At 70.4% G+C, this 21,186-nt stretch carries 21 protein-coding genes; 5 read left to right on the top strand and 16 right to left on the bottom strand.

The window, feature by feature from the left end; translation table 11 throughout:
- Nucleotides 1-59: 59 nt before the first annotated feature.
- Nucleotides 60-1,844 carry a 3-oxosteroid 1-dehydrogenase gene (gene kstD, locus ABT063_RS18135; protein WP_351058350.1) on the bottom strand — a complete coding sequence of 595 codons (1,785 nt, stop codon included), beginning with the start codon at nucleotides 1,842-1,844 and terminating at the stop codon, nucleotides 60-62.
- A gap of 143 nt (nucleotides 1,845-1,987) precedes the next feature.
- Between kstD and ABT063_RS18130 the strand changes: the two genes are divergently transcribed.
- A complete protein-coding gene (locus tag ABT063_RS18130) occupies nucleotides 1,988-2,401 on the top strand; it encodes an SgcJ/EcaC family oxidoreductase (protein WP_351058348.1) in 414 nt (137 codons plus the stop codon).
- A gap of 38 nt (nucleotides 2,402-2,439) precedes the next feature.
- Here ABT063_RS18130 and ABT063_RS18125 read toward each other — a convergent pair whose 3' ends face one another.
- Nucleotides 2,440-4,365, bottom strand: coding sequence for an AMP-dependent synthetase/ligase (locus ABT063_RS18125; RefSeq protein ID WP_351058347.1), 1,926 nt, complete (start codon nucleotides 4,363-4,365; stop codon nucleotides 2,440-2,442).
- A gap of 281 nt (nucleotides 4,366-4,646) precedes the next feature.
- On the opposite strand from ABT063_RS18125, the gene ABT063_RS18120 reads away from it, so the two are divergent.
- On the top strand, nucleotides 4,647-5,501 hold the full coding sequence (locus ABT063_RS18120; RefSeq protein ID WP_351058346.1) for a MaoC family dehydratase: 855 nt from the start codon (nucleotides 4,647-4,649) through the stop codon (nucleotides 5,499-5,501).
- On the opposite strand, the gene ABT063_RS18115 is transcribed toward ABT063_RS18120, so the two are convergent.
- The 9 genes from ABT063_RS18115 to ABT063_RS18075 form a co-directional block, all read right to left on the bottom strand.
- A complete protein-coding gene (locus ABT063_RS18115; protein ID WP_351058345.1) occupies nucleotides 5,483-6,145 on the bottom strand; it encodes a TetR/AcrR family transcriptional regulator in 663 nt (220 codons plus the stop codon). The two genes, ABT063_RS18120 and ABT063_RS18115, sit on opposite strands and share 19 nt — an antisense overlap.
- A 61-nt stretch (nucleotides 6,146-6,206) precedes the next feature.
- Nucleotides 6,207-6,515 carry a DUF4229 domain-containing protein gene (locus ABT063_RS18110; protein WP_351058344.1) on the bottom strand — a complete coding sequence of 103 codons (309 nt, stop codon included), beginning with the start codon at nucleotides 6,513-6,515 and terminating at the stop codon, nucleotides 6,207-6,209.
- A gap of 104 nt (nucleotides 6,516-6,619) precedes the next feature.
- Entirely contained in the window at nucleotides 6,620-7,144 is a 525-nt protein-coding gene (locus tag ABT063_RS18105; protein ID WP_351058343.1) for a GNAT family N-acetyltransferase, read from the bottom strand.
- Nucleotides 7,145-7,169: 25 nt separating this feature from the next.
- Entirely contained in the window at nucleotides 7,170-7,829 is a 660-nt protein-coding gene (locus ABT063_RS18100) for a UdgX family uracil-DNA binding protein (protein ID WP_351058342.1), read from the bottom strand.
- A gap of 115 nt (nucleotides 7,830-7,944) precedes the next feature.
- Complete coding sequence (gene mqnE / locus ABT063_RS18095; protein ID WP_351058341.1) at nucleotides 7,945-9,108, bottom strand: aminofutalosine synthase MqnE; 1,164 nt, start codon at nucleotides 9,106-9,108, stop codon at nucleotides 7,945-7,947.
- A 38-nt stretch (nucleotides 9,109-9,146) separates the two neighbouring features.
- Nucleotides 9,147-9,602, bottom strand: a complete 456-nt coding sequence (locus ABT063_RS18090; RefSeq protein ID WP_015658626.1) for an Lrp/AsnC family transcriptional regulator — start codon at nucleotides 9,600-9,602, stop codon at nucleotides 9,147-9,149.
- A 79-nt stretch (nucleotides 9,603-9,681) separates the two neighbouring features.
- The gene (locus ABT063_RS18085; protein ID WP_351058340.1) at nucleotides 9,682-10,362 is read right to left on the bottom strand and encodes a UbiX family flavin prenyltransferase; all 681 of its coding nucleotides are present in this window, start codon (nucleotides 10,360-10,362) and stop codon (nucleotides 9,682-9,684) included.
- 47 nt (nucleotides 10,363-10,409) lie between these two features.
- Nucleotides 10,410-11,312 (bottom strand): menaquinone biosynthesis prenyltransferase MqnP, encoded by a 903-nt coding sequence (gene mqnP / locus ABT063_RS18080; RefSeq protein WP_351058339.1) that lies wholly within the window; start codon nucleotides 11,310-11,312, stop codon nucleotides 10,410-10,412.
- Entirely contained in the window at nucleotides 11,309-12,760 is a 1,452-nt protein-coding gene (locus tag ABT063_RS18075) for a menaquinone biosynthesis decarboxylase (protein WP_351058338.1), read from the bottom strand. The genes mqnP and ABT063_RS18075 overlap by 4 nt, the downstream gene beginning before the upstream one ends.
- A gap of 88 nt (nucleotides 12,761-12,848) precedes the next feature.
- Here ABT063_RS18075 and ABT063_RS18070 point away from each other — a divergent pair, with 88 nt between their 5' ends.
- Nucleotides 12,849-13,238: a PLD nuclease N-terminal domain-containing protein gene (locus tag ABT063_RS18070; protein WP_351058337.1), complete on the top strand. Its 390-nt coding sequence runs from the start codon at nucleotides 12,849-12,851 to the stop codon at nucleotides 13,236-13,238.
- A gap of 119 nt (nucleotides 13,239-13,357) precedes the next feature.
- On the opposite strand, the gene ABT063_RS18065 is transcribed toward ABT063_RS18070, so the two are convergent.
- The 3 genes from ABT063_RS18065 to ABT063_RS18055 all read right to left on the bottom strand — a co-directional run bounded on the left by ABT063_RS18065 (nucleotide 13,358) and on the right by ABT063_RS18055 (nucleotide 16,216).
- A complete protein-coding gene (locus tag ABT063_RS18065; RefSeq protein ID WP_351058336.1) occupies nucleotides 13,358-15,127 on the bottom strand; it encodes a protein kinase domain-containing protein in 1,770 nt (589 codons plus the stop codon).
- 68 nt (nucleotides 15,128-15,195) lie between these two features.
- Entirely contained in the window at nucleotides 15,196-15,309 is a 114-nt protein-coding gene (locus ABT063_RS18060) for a DUF397 domain-containing protein (protein ID WP_351058435.1), read from the bottom strand.
- Nucleotides 15,257-16,216 (bottom strand): helix-turn-helix domain-containing protein, encoded by a 960-nt coding sequence (locus tag ABT063_RS18055; RefSeq protein WP_351058434.1) that lies wholly within the window; start codon nucleotides 16,214-16,216, stop codon nucleotides 15,257-15,259. Before ABT063_RS18055 ends, ABT063_RS18060 begins: the two co-directional genes overlap by 53 nt.
- A 112-nt stretch (nucleotides 16,217-16,328) precedes the next feature.
- Between ABT063_RS18055 and ABT063_RS18050 the strand changes: the two genes are divergently transcribed.
- Nucleotides 16,329-16,964 carry a DUF7848 domain-containing protein gene (locus ABT063_RS18050; protein ID WP_351058335.1) on the top strand — a complete coding sequence of 212 codons (636 nt, stop codon included), beginning with the start codon at nucleotides 16,329-16,331 and terminating at the stop codon, nucleotides 16,962-16,964.
- On the opposite strand, the gene uvrA is transcribed toward ABT063_RS18050, so the two are convergent.
- Entirely contained in the window at nucleotides 16,937-19,510 is a 2,574-nt protein-coding gene (gene uvrA, locus ABT063_RS18045) for an excinuclease ABC subunit UvrA (RefSeq protein WP_351058334.1), read from the bottom strand. The two genes, ABT063_RS18050 and uvrA, sit on opposite strands and share 28 nt — an antisense overlap.
- 80 nt (nucleotides 19,511-19,590) lie before the next feature.
- Here uvrA and ABT063_RS18040 point away from each other — a divergent pair, with 80 nt between their 5' ends.
- A complete protein-coding gene (locus tag ABT063_RS18040) occupies nucleotides 19,591-20,352 on the top strand; it encodes a MerR family transcriptional regulator (protein WP_351058333.1) in 762 nt (253 codons plus the stop codon).
- Here ABT063_RS18040 and ABT063_RS18035 read toward each other — a convergent pair.
- Complete coding sequence (locus ABT063_RS18035; RefSeq protein ID WP_351058332.1) at nucleotides 20,291-21,058, bottom strand: CDP-alcohol phosphatidyltransferase family protein; 768 nt, start codon at nucleotides 21,056-21,058, stop codon at nucleotides 20,291-20,293. The two genes, ABT063_RS18040 and ABT063_RS18035, sit on opposite strands and share 62 nt — an antisense overlap.
- Nucleotides 21,059-21,186: the final 128 nt, after the last annotated feature.

The following is a 21,186-nucleotide window of genomic DNA, read 5'->3' as shown; positions in this document are numbered from 1 at the left end:
CCGTCCTGGGGCCTGTCCGGCGGCCGATTTCCTGCGACCTGATCCGCCGGACAGCACACCTAGACCGCCGCCCCGGCGATGTCCCGCGCCGCGATGTACCCGAACGTCATCGCCGGGCCGATCGTCGAGCCCGCGCCCGCGTAGCTGTGGCCCATCACGGCGGCGCTGGCGTTCCCGGCGGCGTAGAGGCCGGGGATCACCGAGCCGTCCGGGCGCAGGACCCGTGCGCGGGCGTCGGTGCGCAGGCCGCCCTTGGTGCCGAGGTCGCCGGGGACGATGCGGAAGGCGTGGTACGGGGGCAGCCACAGCGGGGCGAGGCAGGAGTTGGGGAGGATGGCGGGGTCCGTGTAGTAGTGGTCGTAGGCGCTGTCGCCGCGCTGGAAGTCGGTGTCCTTGCCTTGCAGGGCAAGGGAGTTGAAGCGGTCGACGGTGGCGCGGAGGGCGGCTGCGGGGACGCCGATGGCGGTGGCCAGGGCGTCGAGGGTCCAGGCCTTGTGTGCCGCGCCGGAGGTGTACCAGGCGTCCGGGAACGGGAAGGTCGGGGCCACGTCCTTGAAGAGGTAGCGGTTGCGGTAGTTCTGGTCGGTGATCAGCCAGGCCGGGATGTCGGGGTCGGTCGGGTGGCGCTCGTACATGGTGTGGACGACGTCCCCGTAGGGGGCGGCCTCGTTGACGAAGCGGCGGCCGGCGGCGTTGACCAGCAGGCCGCCGGGGAGGGTGCGTTCGGCGAGGCAGAAGTAGGGCTGGTCGGGGAGCGGGATGGCCGGGCCCCACCAGGCGTCGTCCATCAGGTCGAGGGCGGCGCCGAGGCGCTCCCCCGCGCGGATGCCGTCGCCGGTGTTCTCCTTGGCGCCGACGGTCCAGTCGGTGCCGATGGGCTGTCGCTGGTACCGCTCGCGCATGGCGGCGTTGTGCTCGAAGCCGCCGGAGCCGACGATCACGCCTCGGCGGGCGCGGACGAGGCCCGGCGTGCCGTCACGCGTGACGACGGCACCGGACACGGCCCCGCCCTCGACGTGCAGCTCGGTGAGCGGGGTGGCGAGCCACACCGGCACCCGGGCGGCCCGGAGCCCGAGGCGCAGGCCCGCGGCCAGCGACTGGCCCATGGTGAGCGGCTTCTGCCCCAGCGCGGCGGCCTTCGTGCCGCGGGCCAGGCACTCGGCGGCGACGGCGACGCCCTTGGCGCTGACGGCGGTCAGGGCGAGCCACTTGTAGTCGGCGCTGAAGACGACCAGGCCGGCGGGGACGTCCAGGTACGGCGGGTTGAGGCGGGCGAGTTCGGCGCCGAGGAGGTTGCCGTCGAGCTGGTCGGGTTCGATGGAGCGGCCGTTCGGGAGGCCGCCGGGGAGCTCGGGATAGTAGTCGCTGTACCCCTCCATCCAGCGGAAACGGAGGGGACTGTGGGCCATGACGAAGGAGATCATGGCGGGGCCGTGGGCGAGAAAGGCGCGCTGCCGGTCGACGGGCACGTCCGGGCCGACGACGGCGGCGAGGTAGGCGGCGGCCTTGGCGGGGGTGTCGGGAACGCCGGCCGCCAGGATCACCGGGTTGTTCGGCACCCAGATCCCGGCACCGGACCGCGCGGCCGAGCCGCCGAAGGTGGCCGCCTTCTCCACGACGACACAGCTCAGCCCCTGCCGGGCGGCGGTCAGCGCGGCGGTCATCCCGGCCGCGCCGGACCCGATGACGACGACGTCGTACGTGCCGAGAAGGGGTAAGTCGGCGGCTCCGGCGCTCTGTCGCACCCCCGTGGCAACAGCGAGCCCGGCGCCGGCGGCACCGGCCAACAGGCGTCTTCGGGAAGGGGAGCCGGCAATTCCTGCGGAGTTCACGCTCGTGGTCATGGCCACTCCAGTCCACTCGGAACGAACGACGGGAACGAACGAGGGGACGGGAATGTCGCGCGAGGGTCTTGGGAAGTCAAGGGCCACTACTCGGCCGGCACGAGCTTGACCTCAACCAAACTTGAGGTACGAGCATCGACGCCATGACCACAACACAGCGGACACACGCGGCCGATGTCGAAGCCATCACTCGGGTGGTGGCCAGGGTCGAACACTCCCAGCAGCAGGAACTCCCGGACGAGTTCGTCGGGTTGTTCCGGGCGGACGCGATCTGGACGACGGGGCACGGCAGACGGCTCTTCGGGCGCGACGAGATCTCGGCGTTCACCCATCAGGTGCTGCCCGGCGCCATGCGGGACTCGACGGTCACCTACGAGGTGGAGCACGTGCTGTTCATCCGCCCCGACGTGGCCGCCGTGAAGGTGCGCGCCCAGTACCGGACACCCGAGGGCAAGCCGCTCGGCAACCCGGGCAGCCCGATGTACGTGATGTCCAAGGAGGACGGCGAGTGGCGCCTGACGGCCTGCCAGAACACCGAGGTGATCGACTCGGTGTGAGTACGTGGCCGCCTGGGACGTCCGCCGCTTGACCCCCGCTACTTCGCGTACAGCCCCTCCACCTCCTGCGCGAAGTCCCGCATGACCACCTCGCGCCGCAGTTTCATCGACGGGGTGAGGTGGCCGGCCTGCTCCGTGAAGTCCACGGGGAGGATGGTGAAGCGGCGGATGGACTCCGGGCGGGAGACGAGTTTGTTGGCCTCGTCCACGGCCCTTTTCAGTACGGCCCTCAACTCCTCGTCGTTGACGAGGAGTTCCGCTGGGACCGGGTGCTTGCCGTTCATCTGGCGCCAGTGGTTGACGCCGTCCATGTCCAGGGTGATCAGGGCGGAGATGTAGGGGCGGCGGTCGCCCAGGACGAGGCACTGGGAGATCAGAGGGTGGGAGCGGAGCCAGTTCTCCAGGGGGGCGGGGGCCATGTTCTTGCCGCCCGCCGTGATGATGATCTCCTTCTTGCGGCCGGTGATCGTCAGGTAGCCCTCGTCGTCCAGGCGGCCGATGTCTCCGGTCGGGAACCAGCCGTCGGTGGAGGCCGGGATCACCCCGCCCCCGTAGGGGTCCCAGTAGCCGCGGAACACCTGGCCGCCGGTCAGCAGGATCTCGCCGTCCGCCGCGATCCGGACCTTGGTACCGGGCATCGGCCAACCCACCGTGCCGAGGCGGGGTTTGAGCGGCGGTGTGACCGTGGCCGCGCCCGTCGACTCGGTCAGGCCGTAGCCCTCGTAGATCTCCATGCCGGCGCCCGCGTAGAAGGCCGCGAGGTCGCGGCCGAGCGGGGAGCCGCCGCAGATGATGTGGCGGACCCTGCCGCCCATGGCCTTGCGGATACGGCGGTAGACGAGGGGGTCGTAGAAGGAGCGGGCCGCCTTCAGCGCGGCGCTCGGGCCGGAGCCGGTGCCGTGCTGGCGTTCCTCCACCGCCTCGCCGTAGCGGCGGGCCACGCTCGCCGCTCGGTCGAAGACCGTCGCCCGGCCGCCGCTCTCCGCCTTGGCGCGCGCCCTGTTGAAGACCTTCTCCAGCATGTACGGGATGACCACCAGGAAGGTCGGCTTGAAGCTGCCGAGGTCCGCCACCAGGTCCTCCGACTGCAGGCTCGGCGCGTGGCCCAGCCGTACCCGCGCGCGGACGCAGGCGATCGCCACCATGCGGCCGAAGACGTGCGACATGGGGAGGAAGAGAAGGGTGGCGAGGTCCTCGGTCGACCTGTTCTTGTTCCTGCTCTTGAAGACCGGGGAGAGGAGTTCGATCGCGTTGTCGATCTCCGCGAGGAAGTTGCCGTGCGTGAGCACGCAGCCCTTGGGGCGGCCCGTGGTGCCGGAGGTGTAGACGACGGTGGCGAGCGTGTCCGGGACCAGCACCCCGCGCCGTACGGCGATCTCCTGATCGGGTACCTGGGCGCCGAGCTCCGCCAGGCGGTCCAGATGCCCCTTCTCCACGATCCACATGTGGCGCAGGTCGGGCAGGCGGTTGAGCTCCGGGCCCAGCGCCGACGCCTGGCCGGCCTCCTCCGTCACCAGGGCGACCGCGCCCGAGTCCTGGAGGATCCACCGGGTCTGGAAGACGGAGGAGGTGGGGTAGATCGGCACGGTGACCAGGCCGGCGGCCCACGCGGCGAAGTCGAGGAGCGTCCACTCGTACGTCGTCCGCGCCATGATGGCGATCCGGTCCCCCTGCACCAGCCCTTCCGCGATCAGCCCCTTGGCCAGGGCCAGCACCTGCGCCGCGAACTCCGCCGCCGTGACATGAACCCACTCGCCGTTCTCCGCGCGGCGGCTCAGCACCCGGTCCTCCGGAGCCTCGCTCGCGTTGTCGAAGGGCAGGTCGGCGAGCGAGCCGTGCGTCGCCGGCGGGACGAGTGGCGGCACCGACACCTCCCGGACCTCCCCGTCCAGCCGCCGGATCTCCGGTTCCACGAGCACGGGCGCGCCGTCGTAGTCGTGGCCGGATGCGTAGGAGAGGGACATGGGCAGCTCCTGGGGCGTGCAGCTGGGTGCAGCTCTGCTGCATGTGGTACGCGCGGTGCGTACCGGCGCGTTCACCGGCAGTTTCGGCTCGGTGAGTTACCGCCGGTTAGGACGGCGATCCTAGGGGGCTCACGTGGGGGGTTCGTGCGGGTTCGGGGGCGGTCCGGAGTCGGGCCTGTGCAACCTCGTCCGCATGATGAGCCTTTGTCAGTTACGGGTGTCATTACCTCCAGTAACCTTACTTTGGAGTAAGCAGAGGACCCCGAGGTGGGAGACACGCAGTGATCATCACCCTGGCCCAGACCCCCTCCCTCCCGACCCTCCTCGCCCGCGGCGCCCTGCTCTCACCCTTCAAACGCCCCCACTCGGACGCGGAGTTCCCGCGCACCCGACTCGTGCTGCCCGGCGTGCGCGTCGACCTCGCGCGACTGGCCGCCTACGAGCGGGTGTGCGGCTTCGCGACCGGGGACGACGCGCTGCCGGTGACGTATCCGCACGTACTCGGCTTCCCGCTGGCCATGCGGCTGATGAGCGGACGGGACTTCCCGCTGCCGCTGCTCGGGCTCGTCCACACGTCGATCGAGATCACGCAGCGGCGGGCGCTGGCGGCGACCGGCGAGTACGACCTCACGGTGTACGTCGACGAGTTGGTCCCGCACCGGCGGGGCACCGAGGCGGCCGTGGTCAGCGAGGCGCGGGTGGGGGACGAGGTCGTGTGGGAGTCGAGGAGCACGTATCTGGCCCGGCACCGGACGGGCAGCCGTACGACCTCCGACGCCGCGGAACGGAAGGAACCGGTGGAACGCAAGCCGCTGCCCGCCCTCGCCGAGTGGCGGCTCGCCGGCGACGTCGGACGGCGGTACGGCGCCGCCTCCGGTGACCGCAACCCCATCCACCTCCACCCGCTCACCGCCCGCCTGTTCGGCTTCCCCCGGGCCATCGCGCACGGCATGTGGACCGTGGCCCGCTGCGTCGCCGCGCACGGCACACCGGCGGCCGTCCTGGTGCGGGCCGGCTTCCGGGCGCCGGTGCCGCTGCCGGGGACGGTGACGTACGCGGCGGAGGGCGGGCTCTTCGAACTGCGCGGCGGAGACCGCGTGCACGTGACCGGAGGCGTCTACCCGCTCGTCTCGTGAGAAGGGTCGGGCGGGGACCACGGGCTGCCCGCCATGAGGTTGCCCAGCCCCGCCCACGCGAAGTTCATCAGGGTCGCCGCCGCCTGTCTCGCCGTGATGCCCGGGCTGGCGTTGGCCCACGCGGCCAGTGACTCGGCCGCTCCCACCAGGGCCTCGGCGAGGCCGGCGACCTCGCGCTCGGGCAGGTCGGGATCGCGGTGGGCCTCCCGCGCGGCGACGACGATCAGCTGGGTCACGAACGCGACGAGCTCCTCGCGCATCGCGGTGACCTCGGCGGCGAACGGCTCGCCGTGGGTGCGGGCCTGGAGGTGCAGCACGGACCAGCCGTGCGGGTTCTGCGCGGTGTGCGTGAAGAACGCCCGTAGCCCGTCCCAGAGTTGGCGGTCGGCGGGCAGAGCAGGGTCGACACCGGCGCGGACGGCCTCGGTGAGCGCCTGCGCCTCGCGGCGGATGCAGGCGGTGAAGAGGTCTTCCTTCGAATTCAGGTACAGGTACACCAACGGCTTGGACACGCCCGCGAGTTCGGCGATCTCATCCATCGACGCGGCCATGTACCCGCGCTGTCCGAAGGTCCGTACGGCGGCGTCCAGCATCTGCTGCTCACGGACGGCACGCGGCATGCGCTTGCTCTTCACGGCACCCATACCGGAAGCGTAATTGGACGCGGGCGCGGGCAACGCCCCTACGCGGCCCGCGACCTGTCGCCTACGACGCCTGGGGAGCCTGTCCCTGCGACCGGGCGGCGTCGTCGGCGCCGTCCTCCTGGTTGCGGTTCGCCTCCAGGTTGGCCTTGACCTTGTCCACCTTCTGCACGATCCGCACGGAGGCGCGGTCCCGCTCCTTGCGCAGCACCACGAAGCTGATCGGGGCCGAGATGACCAGGGAGAGCAGGATGATCCACATGCCGTTGGAGTCGCCGAGGCCACGCGGGACGACGCCGGAGTAGACCAGGCCCCAGACGACCACGAGGCAGCCCACGAAGATCCCGAGGCGCATCAGCGTGTAGCGGAGCATCTCAATCCACTCTTCCGTTTCGGACGGTTTGAACAATCCCGTCCAGTGAAGCACGGGCGCGACCTGATCTTGCACGGGGGTGCGAGGGCTCTGGACGTGGGTCCCTAGCCCAGCGGCAGCAGCATGATCACGTCGTCCCGGTCGTCGCCGGGCGCGACCCGTATCGCGCCGGGTATGCGGCCGACCTCCTTGTAGCCGCAGGAGCCGTAGAAGCGCTCCAGGCCGAGGCCGCCGCGGCAGGTGAGCCGGATCGCCTCGATGCCGTCGAAGGTGCGGGCCGCGTCCGCGGCGGCGGCGAGCAGGACCCGGCCGTATCCCTTGCCCTGGTGGCGCGGGTGCACCATCACCGTGTACAGCCAGACCCAGTGCGTCATCAGGCGGTGCGTGTTGAAGCTGAAGAAGGCGGTGGCGGCGACTCGACCTGCCTCGTCGTGCGCGACGAGCAGCCGGATGCGCCCTTCGGCCATCCCGACGAAGTGCTTCACCAGTTCCGGCCGGATGGTGTCACGGGCCACCGGGGGTACGAAGCCGACGGCGCCTCCGGCGTTGGAGACGTCGGCCCACAGGTCGAGGATGCCGTCGCGGAGGTCGCGAGTGACGGCGGGGTCGAGAGTGAAGGTAAGGGACACCGAGCCATCGTAGCCATTACGACAGCTAGGACAGCGCCCGGGCCGCCACCTTCAGGTCCGACACCAGGCCCCGGTACGCCGCCTCCCTGTCCTTGTCGTCCTGCGCCCGCAGTACGGAGGACGGGTGCACGGTCGCCACCAGCTTCTCCGGCCGCCCGTGGATCTCCCGCTCCAGCACCGCCCCGCGCGCCTCCCCGACCCGGAACGACGACCCCAGCAGCGCCTTGCCGGCCGTGGCCCCCAGGATCACGACCAGCTCGGGCTCCACGATCGCCAGCTCGGCCGCGAGCCACGGCCCGCACGCGGTCATCTCCCGCAGGGTCGGCGCCTTGTGGATCCGGCGCTTGCGGGGCTCGGCCTGCGTGAACTTGAAGTGCTTGACGGCGTTGGTGACGTACGCGTCCGCCGGGTCCATGCCGGCCTCTCCCAGCGCGCGGTCCAGCAGGCGCCCTGCCGGGCCGACGAACGGTTTGCCCTGGCGGTCCTCCTGGTCGCCGGGCTGCTCGCCGACGAGCATGACGCGGGCGTCCGTGTTCCCGGCGCCGAAGACGGTTTGCGTGGCGTTCCGGTGCAGGGGGCAGCCCCGGCAGTCGGCGGCGGCGCGGCGCAAGGCGGCGAGGCCGCCCTTTTCGGGGACGAAGGGGGCGGCGGTGTAGGCGTCCTCTGGTGCCTTTGTGCTCACCATGGTGAACGAGTACCCCTTGTTCGGGGCGGGCAACGGGAGGGGACCACCGGTTCGTTCCCGGCTGCGGGTCGTGGGGGTTGATCGCGCAGTTCCCCGCGCCCCTAGGCAGCTCCACTCACACGCGCATGGGCTGCGGGGACTCCCTACGCAACGGGTCCGGGCCGTCGTACTCCCGGATGATCTCGTACCGCGTGTTCCGCTCCACCGGGCGGAAGCCCGCGTCCCTGATCAGGTCCAGCAGGTCCTCGCGGGTCAATTTATTCGGCGTGCCGTAGTTGTCGGCGTCGTGGGTGATCTTGTACTCGACGACCGAGCCGTCCATGTCGTCGGCGCCGTGCTGGAGGGCGAGCTGGGCGGTCTGGACGCCGTGCATGACCCAGAAGACCTTGACGTGCGGCACGTTGTCGAAGAGCAGGCGGGAGACGGCGAAGGTCTTCAGGGCCTCCGCGCCGGTCGCCATCTGCGTCCGCGCCTGAAGGCGGTTACGCACCTTGCCGTCCTTCACGTCCACGAAGTCGTGCTGGTAGCGCAGCGGGATGAAGACCTGGAAGCCGCCGGTCTCGTCCTGGAGTTCGCGCAGCCTGAGCACGTGGTCGACGCGGTGGCGGGGCTCCTCGATGTGGCCGTAGAGCATGGTGCACGGGGTCTTGAGCCCCTTCTCGTGCGCCAGCCGGTGGATGCGCGACCAGTCCTCCCAGTGGGTCCGGTGGTCGACGATGTGCTGCCGGACCTCCCAGTCGAAGATCTCGGCGCCGCCGCCGGTGAGGGACTCCAGGCCCGCGTCGATCAGCTCGTCCAGGATCTCGCTCGCGCTCAGCCCGGAGATGGTCTCGAAGTGGTGGATCTCGGTGGCGGTGAAGGCCTTGAGCGAGACGTCGGGGAGAGCGGCCTTGAGCTCGCGCAGCGACCGCGGGTAGTACCGCCAAGGCAGATTGGGATGCAGTCCGTTCACGATGTGCAGCTCGGTGAGGTTCTCGCCCTCCATCGACTTGGCGAGCTTGACCGCCTCCTCGATGCGCATTGTGTACGCGTCTTTCTCGCCCGGCTTGCGCTGGAAGGAGCAGTAGGCGCAGGACGCGGTGCACACGTTGGTCATGTTGAGGTGGCGGTTGACGTTGAAGTGGACGACGTCGCCGTTCTTCCGCGTCCGCACCTCGTGCGCGAGGCCGCCGAGCCAGGCCAGGTCGTCCGACTCGTACAGCGCGATGCCGTCCTCGCGGGTCAGCCGCTCACCGGAGCGGACCTTCTCCTCCAGATCGCGCTTGAGCCCGACGTCCATACCCACACCTTTCTACGACAACTCGACCAACGGTACGCCTAGACCTCTTCCGGCAGTTCACCCACCCGGTTCTCCCACTTGGTGGAGAGCACGATGGTGGTACGGGTCCGGGACACACCCTTCGTCCCGGACAGCCGCCGGATGATCCTCTCCAGCCCGTCCACGTCGTTCGCCCGCACCTTGAGCATGTACGAGTCGTCGCCGGCGATGAACCAGCAGTCCTCGATCTCGCTGAGGTCCTTCATCCGGGCCGCCACGTCCTCGTGGTCGGCTGCGTCGGAGAGCGAGATGCCGATCAGGGCGGTGACGCCGAGGCCGAGCGAGGCGGCGTCGACGGTGGCGCGGTAGCCGGTGATGACGCCGGCCGCCTCCAGCCGGTTGATGCGGTCGGTGACGCTGGGTCCCGACAGTCCGACGAGGCGCCCCAGCTCGGCGTAGGAGGCCCGGCCGTTCTCCCTCAGGGCCTGGATGAGCTGCCTGTCCACCGCGTCCATGCGATCGAAGCCTTCCGCTGAAGAGTCTTGAGAGGGTCTGGGGTGTTCCTGAGGTGCGTGGTGCGTGTCGCTGTGGCGCTCACTCGGGACGTTCGGAGCGGGAGCCGCCCAGCTCGCCCTTCCAGCGGCGGTACAGCCCGTGCTCGACGCCCGCCGCGTCGAGGACCCGTCCGGCGACGAAGTCCACCAGGTCCTGGATGTGCGTGGCGCCCGCGTAGAAGCCGGGTGAGGCGGGCACGACGCTCGCGCCCGCGTCGTCCAGGGTCACCAGGTGCCGCAGTGTCTGCCCGTTGAGGGGGGTCTCCCGTACGGCGACGACGAGCTTACGGCGCTCCTTGAGGGTGACGCTCGCGGCCCGTTGCAGCAGGTCCTTGGACAGGCCGAGGGCGACTCCGGCGACGCAGGCGGTGGAGGCGGGGACGATCAGCATGCCCTTCGAGGGGTACGACCCGGAGGACGGCCCCGCCGCGAGGTCGCCGGCACTCCAGTGCCGTACGCGGTCGATGTCCACCTGGAAGACGTCCGGCTTCCCGTCGGCCCCCCTGGCCAGCCATTCCCGCAGGTCGTCCTGCCAGTGCGCGTCCCGGAAGGAGATGCCCGTCTCGTCGAGCAGCGTGAGCCGTGAGGCCCGGCTGACCACCAGGTCGACGCTCTCCCCCGCCTCCAGCAACGCACGCAGCACAGCGGCCGCGTACGGCGTACCGGACGCTCCCGACACCCCCACGATCCAAGGCGTGCGCTGCGTCTGTCCTGGCTTCATGGTGTCGAGCCTATCCGTCAGCTCTCATGTTTCGGACCGCGACCTTTTCAGACTGTCAGTCCGCGCACCAGAAGATCCAGCAGCGCGCACACAAAAAGGGCAATTCCAATGAACCCGTTGACGCTGAAGAACGCCCGGTTCACGCGGGACAGGTCGTGCGGGCGGACGATGTTGTGCTCGTAGACGAACGCGCCCGCGACGATCAGCAGGCCGAACCAGAAGAAGGCGCCCGCGCCGGTGGTCAGGGCGTACCAGACGAACAGCCCCGTCGTCACCGCGTGGCAAGCCCGCGCCCCCCAGATCGCCGCCGGGATGCCGAAGCGGGCCGGGACCGACATGACGCCGATCTCGCGGTCCGTCTCCACGTCCTGGCAGGCGTAGATCAGGTCGAAGCCGCCGATCCAGATGCCGACCGCCAGACCGAGGATCACCGCGTCCCAGGACCACTCGCCGGTGACCGCCAGCCAGCCGCCGATCGGGCCCATCGCCTGGGCCAGGCCCAGGATGGCCTGCGGGAAGTTCGTGAAGCGTTTGCCGTAGGGGTAGACCACCATCGGGATCACCGCGATGGGGGCCAGGGCCAGGCAGAGGGGGTTGAGCAGAGCCGCCGCGCCGAGGAAGACGACCAGCGCGATCAGCGCGCCCGTCCAGGCGTGGCGGACCGACATCGCACCCGTCACCAGCTCCCGCTGCGCCGTGCGGGGGTTACGGGCGTCGATCTCCCGGTCGATGATCCGGTTGACCGCCATCGCGAACGTCCGCAGGCCCACCATGGCGACGGTGACCAGCAGCAGCCGGCCCCAGTGGATGTTCTTGTCCCACTGGAACATCGCGGTCAGGGCGGCGATGTACGCGAAGGGCAGGGCGAAGACGGAGTGCTCGATCATCACCAGGCGCAGGAACGCCTTGGTGCGTCCCGGCTGCGGGATCGCGGCGGAAGCGCTGCTCACAACCCGTACTCCTTCCAGCGGCGGTCCACCTTCGCAGCCGTCTCCGGGTCGGACTCCACCATGTCCGGCCACCCCCCGTCCCGCGTGTAGCCCTCCTCGGGCCACTTCTTCGTCGCGTCGATGCCCGCCTTGCCGCCCCAGAACTGCTGGTAGGAGGCATGGTCGAGGTGATCGACGGGGCCCTCGACGACGCTGAGGTCGCGCGCGTAGTCCGTGTTGCCGAGCGCGCGCCAGGCGACCTCGTGCAGATCGTGGACGTCGCAGTCGGAGTCGACGACCACGATCAGCTTCGTCAGGGACATCATGTGGGCGCCCCAGACCGCGTGCATCACCTTCTGGGCGTGCTTCGGGTACTTCTTGTCGATCGAGACGATCGCGCAGTTGTGGAAGCCGCCTGCCTCCGGCAGGTGGTAGTCCACGATGTCCGGCACGATGATCTTCAGCAGCGGGAGGAAGAACCGCTCCGTCGCACGGCCCAGCGGTCCGTCCTCCGTCGGGGGCCGGCCTACGACGATCGACTGGAGCAACGGCCGCTTCCGCATCGTCACGCAGTCGATCGTCAGGGCGGGGAAGGGCTCCTGCGGCGTGTAGAAACCGGTGTGGTCGCCGAAGGGGCCCTCGGGCAGCATCTCGCCCGGCTCCAGCCAGCCCTCCAGGACCACCTCCGCCTGCGCCGGCACCTGGAGCGGCACCGTCTTGCAGTCGACCATCTCGATCCGCTTGCCCGCGACGAACCCGGCGAAGAGGTACTCGTCGATGTCGCCGGGGAGGGGCGCGGTGGAGGCGTACGTGACGGCGGGGGGACATCCGAAGGCGATGGCGACCGGCAGCCGCTCCCCGCGCCTGGCCGCCACCTGGTAGTGGTTCCGGCTGTCCTTGTGGATCTGCCAGTGCATGCCGATCGTGCGCCGGTCGTGGCGCTGGAGGCGGTACAGCCCGAGGTTGCGGATCCCGCTCTCCGGGTCCTTGGTGTGCGTGAGCCCCAGGTTGAAGAAGGAGCCGCCGTCCTTGGGCCAGGTGAAGAGGGCGGGCAGCGCGTCGAGGTCCACCTCGTCGCCCCGCAGCACGACCTCCTGCACGGGAGCGTCCTTCACCTTCTTCGGCGGCACGTGCGCCATCGCGCCGAGCTTGCCGAAGGCCTCGCGCACGCCGACGAAGCCGTGCGGCAGCTCCGGCCGCAGCAGGCCGCCGATCTTCTCGCTGATCTCCGCGTACGACTTCAGGCCCAGGGCCTTCAGCAGCCGGCGGTCGGTCCCGAAGACGTTCATCGCGAGGGGCATCGAGGAGCCCCGCACGTTCTCGAAGAGGAGCGCCGGTCCGCCGGATTTCTGCACCCGGTCGACGATCTCTCCGACCTCCAGGTACGGATCCACCTCGGCCTTGATGCGCTTGAGGTCGCCCTCGCGCTCCAGCGCTCTCAGCAGGGAGCGAAGATCGTCGTAAGCCATGGGGTCAAGTATCCCCGAGCCGTTACCCTGACCCTGTACCTGGGGCCCCTGACCGTGGCCCCGACGCCCACTTCGCTGGAGAGGCCCCATGCTCCGGGTGCTGATGTTCCTCGTTCCACTGGCGTTGAGCATCTACGCGTTCATCGACTGCATCAGCACGAAGGACGAGGATATCCAGCACATCCCCAAGCCGCTGTGGGCGTTCCTCGTGCTGCTGTTCCCGCTCGTCGGCTCGATCTCCTGGCTCATCGCGGGCAAGAAGCGCCACCCGGCCACGGCGGGCGGCGCCCTCGGCTCCGGCGGCTCCGGCGGCTCACCGTGGAAGCGGGGCGGAGGCGGCCGGCAGTGGGTCGCGCCCGATGACAACCCCGAGTTCCTCAAGTCCCTGAAGAACGAGGACGAGGACGAGGACGGGGACGACAAGGACAAGAAGGACCGGGACAAGCGGGACGGCGGCGAGGACCCGAAGGGCGGCTGACGAGGAACTGGCGGGGGCTGAGCGAACGGGCCTTCACCAACTGGCCGGGGATGACTGCCCTGTTGACCGGCATCGCGGTGTCGGTCCCCTCTTCTCCAACCAGGATCTGAAGGGGCTGCTCACTTCAGGGTCTTGATCCGGGCGGAGGTGAGGGCCCGGTCGAAGACGCGTACGTCCCTGATGGCGCCGGGGAAGAAGTCGCTGGGCTGCCCGTTGTAGGTCGCGCGGCCGATCATGAGGCCGCCGGGGGCGGGGATCGGCTTGGTGTCGTCGGTCTCCGCTTCCTGGACGCCGTTGACGTACAGCCGCAGCTTGCGGCGGGGGCCGTCGCAGACGCCGACCAGGTGCGTCCAGGTGTCCACGGCGGGAACGGAGTAGCCGACCGCGCGCAGGCCGGGGCGGGCGAAGGCCCAGCGCTTCTCGTCGCTCGAGTACTGGAGGTAGAAGCCGCTGGCGCCGCTGTCCTCGGTGGCTTCCTGGCTGACGGCGGTCGCGAAGAAGCCCGGCTCGGTGGAGAGGCAGACCCAGGCGGCGACCGTGAAGCTGCGGCCGGCGCCGGTCCTCAGCACCGGACTCGCGGTGACGATCTGGCTGCGGGTCCCGTCGAACTCGGCGGCCCCGCCGTTGCCGGCCCGCCAACGGACATCGGTCGCGGTGCCGTCGTTGCCACGGACGGTGTCGCGGGCGAGGGCGCCGGAGGCCTCGTCGAGCGGCCAGATGCCTATTGGTTGGGGGAGGCGGGGGGTGGAGGGGGAGGGGGAGGTGCTGGTATCGGCGCCCTTGTCGCCTGCCCCGCCTTCGTCGTCGGCTGCGGACCGGTTGAGCCAGAAGCCGGCACCGGCGCCGATCGCGGCGACCGCGCCGGCTCCGGAGAGCAGGAAGGCGCGGCGGTTACGGGTGCTACGGCGGCCCTCGTCGGGGGCGGTCGGGGGGCTCGGTATGCCGGGGGGTGGTGGCTGGGTGGTGTCGACGTGCGTGGCAGAGCGCGTCGGGGGCACGGCGGTGGCCGGGTGGGCCGTTTGCCGGTGGGTGGCTGCCCGGTGCGGGAGAGGGGCGACGGGCCGTAGCGCCATCGTGCTCTCGCCGCCGGCCGGGCCGACCTGGGTGAGGATCTCGCGCGGTGTGGGACGGCGGGCGGGGTCCTTGGTCAGACACGCGGTGATCAGGGCGCGCAGGGTCGGGTCCGCGATGGCGTCGACCTCGGGTTCGTTGTGCACGACCCGGTAGAGGAGGGCGGGGGTCGGTCCCCCTCCGAACGGGTTGTCGCCGGTCGCCGCGAAGGCCAGGACCGCGCCGAGGCAGAAGACGTCACTGGCCGGGGTGATCTCGTCGCCGCTGACCTGCTCGGGGGACATGAACCCCGGCGAGCCGGCCACGTGCCCGGTCCTGGTGATCGAGTCGCCCTCCACGCTGCGGACGATGCCGAAGTCGATGACTCTCGGTCCGTCCTCGGCGAGCAGCACGTTGGAGGGCTTGAGGTCGCGGTGCACGAGGTTCACCGCGTGGATCGACATCAGCGCCTCGGCCAGCCCGGCCGCCAGCGCCAGCACCCTGCCTGTCCCCAACGGCCCCTGTTCGGCGACCGCCTGCTCCAGCGACGGCCCGGCGATGTAGCTGGTGACGAGCCACGGCAGGGGCGCGTCCGGGTCGGCGTCGATGACGGGCGCGGTGAACGCCCCGCTCACCAGCCGGGCGGCCTGCACCTCACGCCGGAACCGGGAGCGGAACTCCGGCTTGCGCACCAGCTCGGCATGCACCACCTTGACCGCGACGAGCCGCCCGCCCGGGGAACGGCCGAGGAAGACCCGGCCCATGCCGCCCGCACCGAGTCGGCTCAGTAACCGGTAGTCCCCGATGGAGCGCGGGTCGTCCGGCTCCAGCGCTGACACAAGTGCCTCCTGGCGTGCGTGGGTTGCCTGTTACGGGCACGCCCAGCATAGGGGGCAGCCGCTCCGGGTCAGCGGAGAGTGGAGGTGAACGCCGACCAGGCGGAGCGGGTGATGAACAGGACTGGGCCGTCAGGGGTTTTGCTGTCGCGGACGGGGACGACGGTGGGGAAACCGGGGGCGATTTCGATGCAGTTGCCGCCGTTGTCGTCGCTGTAGCTGCTCTTGATCCAGGTCGCCGCGTCGAGCTCGTGCCTGTCCATGATGCTCGTACCCCTCCATCGCGTCGCTGATCAGAGCGGCGGATTCGCGGGCTGACGGGATGTCCGCCCTGAGCACATCATAAGTCTGGAAATGGCGCTGGTAGAGGGCAGGATCGTTGTTGAAGTGGCCACGGTCCAGGGACTCCGAGTACACCCAGCGCTCGTCAGCCAGTTCGATCAGCGACATGGATCCTCGTGGGCGAATGAGCCCGAAAAGATCTGATGGAGCCAACTGGATACGGATGCTGGGGTGCTGTCCGACGGACAGCAGGTGCGCGCACTGGTCGCGCATGACCGCCGGGCTCCCCACCGCGTTGCGCAGGCAGCTCTCATCCAGGATGACGACGTACAACGGGCCGCCGTCGGCCAGGAAGCGCTGCTGTCGGCTCAGACGCGCCCGGACACGCGAATCGACCTCGTCGGCCTTCGCACCACGGCGACTGAACAGCGCCCGCGCGTAGTCCGGCGTCTGCAACAGACCAGGGATGACGCGCTCTTGATACTCCCGCAGGGCGACGGCCTTCTCATCCATCTCGGCCCTCCGCCGGAACCAGTCCGGATGCTCCACCTCCGGGTACCAGTCGATGCGTCCCCACAACCGCATCAACACCCCACCCGTACCCAGAATCTCGTCGCACTTTTTGGCGAAGGTGTCCTGCGGGACCCGCGTACCCGCCTCCACCCGCGCCACATGCGACCGGTCGCACGGAATCTCCTTGGCCAGCGCCCCCTGCGTGAGCATCGCAGCCTCGCGGAAGTGCTTGAGCACCTCGCCGAACACGGCGGCCGTAGTGACCCCCGATCCCCCCTCGGCATTGCGTCGGCTCACCGCTTCCCCCTTGTGACAGTCGATCAGTGGCACGCCTGAGGCATTGATGCGGACGATTCCCGTGGGCGACTCTCGATACACCCAGAGTTACGAAAGGTGCCGGGAGTTGGACATGGTTGAGCGGCTGGAACCGGGAACGATCGTCTTCGACCCACAGACGCGCAAGGTCGGCGAGTACCGGGACAAGGCGGGCCCGTACGCGATGCTGCGCCCGATCGGCGGCGGACGGGAGTGGCAGGCGGACCCGGCCCTGGTCCGTGCGGCAACACAGGAGGAACGGCTGAGCGCGGGGGTGAAGGCGCTCAATGACCGCTTCCGGGAAGGCCTGACGACGTCACGTCAGCTGGATGACGTGTCCCGACCGCCCGTACCGGTGCCCGCCTGCGCGACGTGCGACGAGCTGGCGGCTCGGCGGGAGGATGCGCGGGCCGCCTTCGACGGCAGCGCGGTGACCGACGCGAACGTACTGCTCCGCCAGCACCAGCGCCGGGACCACGGTGAGGCACCGGCCGCCCGCCGCAGGATCTTCCGCTACGTGCCGTACTCGATCGTGCAGGACGCCTCGGCCCAGCCGGAGTACGAGGCGCACTGCGTGTCGGGGGACGAGGCCGAGTGCGGTGCCGCGTCCGGGCCGTGCGGCGACCCGGCGGAGGTCGAGGAGTGGCAGCGCAAGCACACCCAGGAGACCCGCCACACCCGTTACCGCAGAAGCTTCGCGGACTACGCGGTGCTGGAGAGGCAGGGCTGACTGGTCGTGGCCCCTGGCGGGTTGGCCTGCACGCCGCTCACCGCCGCAGGCCGCAGAAACCTCCCCGTCCGCGAAGCCTCCGCCCCCAACCCCGCCACCTTCTCCGGCGTCCCCTCCGCCATCACCGTCCCCCCGGCCGCCCCGCCCTCCGGCCCCAGGTCGATCAGCCAGTCGGAGGCACGCATCACGTCCAGGTTGTGCTCGATGGTGACGACGGAGTGGCCCGCGTCGACCAGGCGTTGGAGTACGGCGAGGAGGCGGGCGGTGTCGGCGGCGTGCAGGCCCGTTGTCGGCTCGTCCAGCAGGTACAGCGTGCGCCCGGCCGCCCTCCGCCCCAACTCCTTCGCCAGCTTGAGGCGTTGGGCCTCCCCTCCGGACAACGTCGTGGCCGGCTGGCCCAGCGGGAGGTAACCGAGGCCCACGTCCGCCATGCGGCGCAGCCGGGACGCGACCGGCGGGGCGTCCGCGAACACCGTCAGGGCCTCGTCCACCGTCGCCTCCAACACCTCGGCGATGTCGTGACCCTCGTACCGCACCGACAGCACCTCGCCCCTGAAGCGGCGTCCCCGGCACGCGGGGCATCGCACCTCCACCGCCGGCAGGAAGTGCATGTGGACCGTCAACACCCCAGCGCCCTCGCAGCGTTCGCACCGGCCGCCGCCCGGAACGTTGAAGGAGAAGTGGCCGGGGGTGAGCTTTCCGCCCGACCGGGCCGCGAAGGCCTCCCTGATCGGCGTGAACACGTCCGAATACGTCGCCGCGTTCGAACGGGGCAGTCGGCTGATCGGCTCCTGGTCGATCGTGACGATCTTGCCCAGGTGCTCCCAGCCGTCGATGCCGTCGTGCTCCGCCGGCGGCTCCCCCGCACCGTAGAAGCGCCTCCGCGCGGCCCGGTCCAATACATCCAGCATCAGCGTCGACTTGCCCGATCCCGACGGGCCGGTGACCGTGACCAGGCGGCCGAGCGGAATCCGTACGGTGATGTCCTTGAGGTTGTGGGCGCGGGCTCCGCGGATCACCAGTGCCCGGTCGCCGTTCCCCCGTCCCTTCGACACCGGCGCCGGCAGCCTGCCCGAGAGATACGCGCCCGTCACCGAGCCTTCCACCCCGGCCACCTCCCCCGGCGTGCCCTCCGCCACGATCCGGCCGCCGTCCCGGCCCGCCCCCGGGCCGACGTCCACTACATGGTCGGCCGCCCGCAGCACATCCAGGTCGTGTTCGATGACCAGCACCGTGTTGCCCAGGTCGCGCAGTCTGCGCAGGACGTCGATCAGGCGGGCGGTGTCCGCCGGGTGCAGTCCGATGGTCGGTTCGTCGAGGACGTAGAGGACACCCGTGAGGCCCGAGCCGAGCAGGGCCGCCAGGCGCAGCCGCTGCGTCTCGCCCGCCGACAGGCTCGGCGTCGACTGGTCCAGGGTCAGGTATCCGACGCCGACGTCGACCAGTCGCCGTACCCGCTCGTCCAGGTCGGCGACGACGGGCTCCACGAGCGGCCACTCCTCAGGTGTGACCTTGTCCCGCAATCCGCCCAGCCAGTGCGCCAGTTCGTCGAGCGGGAGGCGGGCCGCCTCGACGATCGTCAGGCCGTGCACGGTGACCGCCCTGCTCTCCGGCCGCAGCCGCGTGCCCTCGCAGTCCCCGCAGGCCTCCTTCACCAGGGCCTGCTTCTCGGTGCGCTCCCGGTACTCGGTGTCCTCGATGCGCTCGGCGTACCGCCGCATCAAGGCCGGCACCACGCCCTCGAAACGTCCCCCGGTGACGGTCCCGGGCGGCTCCACCCCGGGGAATCTCCTTCGGAACTCCGGGCTTTCGACGCCGTGGAAGAGCAAGTCCCGCTGGACGGAATCGAGTTCATCCACCGGCGTCTCCGCGTCGAAGGTGAACCCGTAGTGCCGCGCCGCCGCCCGCAGGATCGGCACGTTCCGCTCGGTGAGTTTCGAGGGCCAGCCGAGCACCGCGCCCTCGGCGACCGAGCGGGCGCCGTCGACCAGCCTCCGTACGTCGGCCCGGAACACCTCGCCGAGGCCGGTGCAGGCCGGGCAGGCGCCGGCGGGCTTGTTGAAGGAGAAGGAGCCCATCACCAGGTCGGGCACGAGGGTGCCGCAGTGCTGACAGGGGGTGGACTCGCCGGGTTCGTCGCCCTCGTCGTCGTACTCGTACGCGTGCGACGGCGGGACCTCCTTCCCGCACCCCGGACACGGCTGTATCCCGATCCTCGACCACAGCAGCCGCAGGTAGGTGAAGACCTCGGTGACCGTGCCGACCGTGGAGCGCGGGCTGCGGTTGGTGTGGTGCTGATCGACGCTGATGGAGGGGGACAGGCCGGTGACGGAGTCCATCGCGGGGCGGCTGACGAAGCCGGTGACCATGCCCAGCGACTCCAGGTACTGCCGCTGGCCCTCCCGGTGGAAGGTGTCGAAGGCGAGGGTGGACTTGCCGGAGCCGGAGAGGCCGGTCAGGACCACCAGCTTGTTCTTGGGAATGGAAAGGGTGACGTTCTTGAGGTTGTGCAGACGGGCGCCAGTGACTCGGATGCAGTCGTCCATGCCTTCAAGTTTTCCATTGAAGTTCCTGTTGAGGCTTTTGCCGTACGGGCCATGGACACAGGGCCGTAACCTTCAAACCGATGAAGAATGCCCAGCGTTTCCGGCCCGTCGACCTGGCTCGCCTCGCCGGTGTCTCGACACAGCAGATCCGCAACTACGAGGAGGCGGGCGTACTGCCCCCGGCCGCGCGCACCGACTCCGGATACCGCGCCTTCACGGAGGTGCACCGCCGTGCGCTGCTGGCGTATCGGACCCTCGCCAAGGGGTACGGGCCGGTGGCGGCGACACGGATCATGCGGACCGTGCACGACGGGGACACTCCCGCCGCCCTCGCCCTCGTGGACGCCGCGCATGCCGCACTGCACGACGAGCGGACCCGGCTGCGGGCCGCGAGCGAGGCCCTGGAGGCGCTGGCCCGGGAGAAACCCGCTGCCCTGCCCGACTCCGGCCTGCGGATCGGGGAGGCCGCCGCGCTGCTCGGCGTACGGACGTCCGCGCTGCGGGTGTGGGAGGCGGCCGGGCTGCTCGCGCCGGAGCGGGAGCGAGGGACCAAGTACCGCGTCTACAGCCCGGCCGATGTGCGCGACGCCCGGCTCATTCACACTCTGCGGCGCAGCCACTACTTCCTCGACCAGATCCGGCCGGTGCTGGAGGGGCTGCGACGGGAGGGCAGCACCGAGGCGTTGCGGGCGGCGGTCGGCGCGCGCGGAGAGGCGCTGACCGCCCGTACCCGGGCCATGCTCGAAGGGGCGGGCGCCCTGTACGACTACCTCAGCTACGTCACCGCAACCGCGACGACGACAGAATCGACAACAGGTGGGCCGGAACCATCACCCACGTGATGACCGCCAGCGCGCCCAGCGCCCAGCGGGTCGGTTCGATGCCGCCGGTCACCTGGTCGGCCACGGCCGCGACCAGCAGGACCAGCGACGCCTCGATGCCGTTTGTCACGCGGTGGATCTTGAAGGCGGCCGCCAGCCGCCGCACGGTGGCCACGCCCTGCGAGCGCGGCCGGGTCGACTCGTCGTCGACGACGCCCAGCCCCCGCCGGGCCCGCGCCACGTCGACGAGGTCGGTCGAGGCCTTCAGCAGGACGACACCCAGGGCGGTGGCGATGCCGACCGACAGCCAGCCGCCGAAGCCGGACTCGGCGGCCCGGTAACCGGCGCCCGCCATCAGCGCCGCGTCGGCGAGATAGGCGCCGAGCCGGTCGACGTAGATGCCGGCCGCGCTGTTCTGCCCCTTCCAGCGGGCGACCTCGCCGTCCACGCAGTCGAAGAGGAGGAACAGCTGCATCAGGACGACGGCGAGTACGGCACCGGTCAGGCCCGGGATCATCAGTGCGGCGCCGGAGGCGACCCCGCACACCACCATGGCCCAGGTCAGCTGGTCGGGGGTGACCGGCGTGCGCACCAACTGCCGGGTGAACCGCAGCGAGACGCGTCGCATGTACAGCCGGCCCGCCCAGTGCTCGCCGTTACGGCTCGCGAGCTTGGCCTGCGGCTGGCAGACCTCCCGCAGCTCCTCCAGAACCGGAGCAGCAACCATGACCGTTCTTCCTCCCGCCGGGGCCCAACTGCCGCTGCGCGCGGCGTGATCGGCACAGGTTACTTGGCCGGATACGTGACCGGTTCACTTGCCCGAACCGCTGGACAATTTGCGGGGAATTTTGCCAC

The organism is Streptomyces sp. NPDC002838 (genome assembly GCF_040295365.1).
In the GTDB taxonomy this organism is placed as follows: domain Bacteria; phylum Actinomycetota; class Actinomycetes; order Streptomycetales; family Streptomycetaceae; genus Streptomyces.
This window is presented reverse-complemented; position numbering and strand designations above follow the sequence as displayed.

Coding starts and splice junctions, on each gene's coding strand:
- ABT063_RS18040 (WP_351058333.1), top strand. CDS start 19,591: ATGAAGAATGCCCAGCGTTTCCGGCCCGTCGACCTGGCTCGCCTCGCC.
- uvrA (WP_351058334.1), bottom strand. CDS start 19,510: ATGGACGACTGCATCCGAGTCACTGGCGCCCGTCTGCACAACCTCAAG.
- ABT063_RS18050 (WP_351058335.1), top strand. CDS start 16,329: ATGGTTGAGCGGCTGGAACCGGGAACGATCGTCTTCGACCCACAGACG.
- ABT063_RS18115 (WP_351058345.1), bottom strand. CDS start 6,145: ATGGGTGCCGTGAAGAGCAAGCGCATGCCGCGTGCCGTCCGTGAGCAG.
- ABT063_RS18130 (WP_351058348.1), top strand. CDS start 1,988: ATGACCACAACACAGCGGACACACGCGGCCGATGTCGAAGCCATCACT.
- ABT063_RS18070 (WP_351058337.1), top strand. CDS start 12,849: ATGCTCCGGGTGCTGATGTTCCTCGTTCCACTGGCGTTGAGCATCTAC.
- ABT063_RS18125 (WP_351058347.1), bottom strand. CDS start 4,365: ATGTCCCTCTCCTACGCATCCGGCCACGACTACGACGGCGCGCCCGTG.
- ABT063_RS18110 (WP_351058344.1), bottom strand. CDS start 6,515: ATGCTCCGCTACACGCTGATGCGCCTCGGGATCTTCGTGGGCTGCCTC.
- ABT063_RS18100 (WP_351058342.1), bottom strand. CDS start 7,829: ATGGTGAGCACAAAGGCACCAGAGGACGCCTACACCGCCGCCCCCTTC.
- ABT063_RS18085 (WP_351058340.1), bottom strand. CDS start 10,362: ATGAAGCCAGGACAGACGCAGCGCACGCCTTGGATCGTGGGGGTGTCG.
- ABT063_RS18090 (WP_015658626.1), bottom strand. CDS start 9,602: ATGGACGCGGTGGACAGGCAGCTCATCCAGGCCCTGAGGGAGAACGGC.
- ABT063_RS18075 (WP_351058338.1), bottom strand. CDS start 12,760: ATGGCTTACGACGATCTTCGCTCCCTGCTGAGAGCGCTGGAGCGCGAG.
- ABT063_RS18035 (WP_351058332.1), bottom strand. CDS start 21,058: ATGGTTGCTGCTCCGGTTCTGGAGGAGCTGCGGGAGGTCTGCCAGCCG.
- kstD (WP_351058350.1), bottom strand. CDS start 1,844: ATGACCACGAGCGTGAACTCCGCAGGAATTGCCGGCTCCCCTTCCCGA.
- mqnE (WP_351058341.1), bottom strand. CDS start 9,108: ATGGACGTCGGGCTCAAGCGCGATCTGGAGGAGAAGGTCCGCTCCGGT.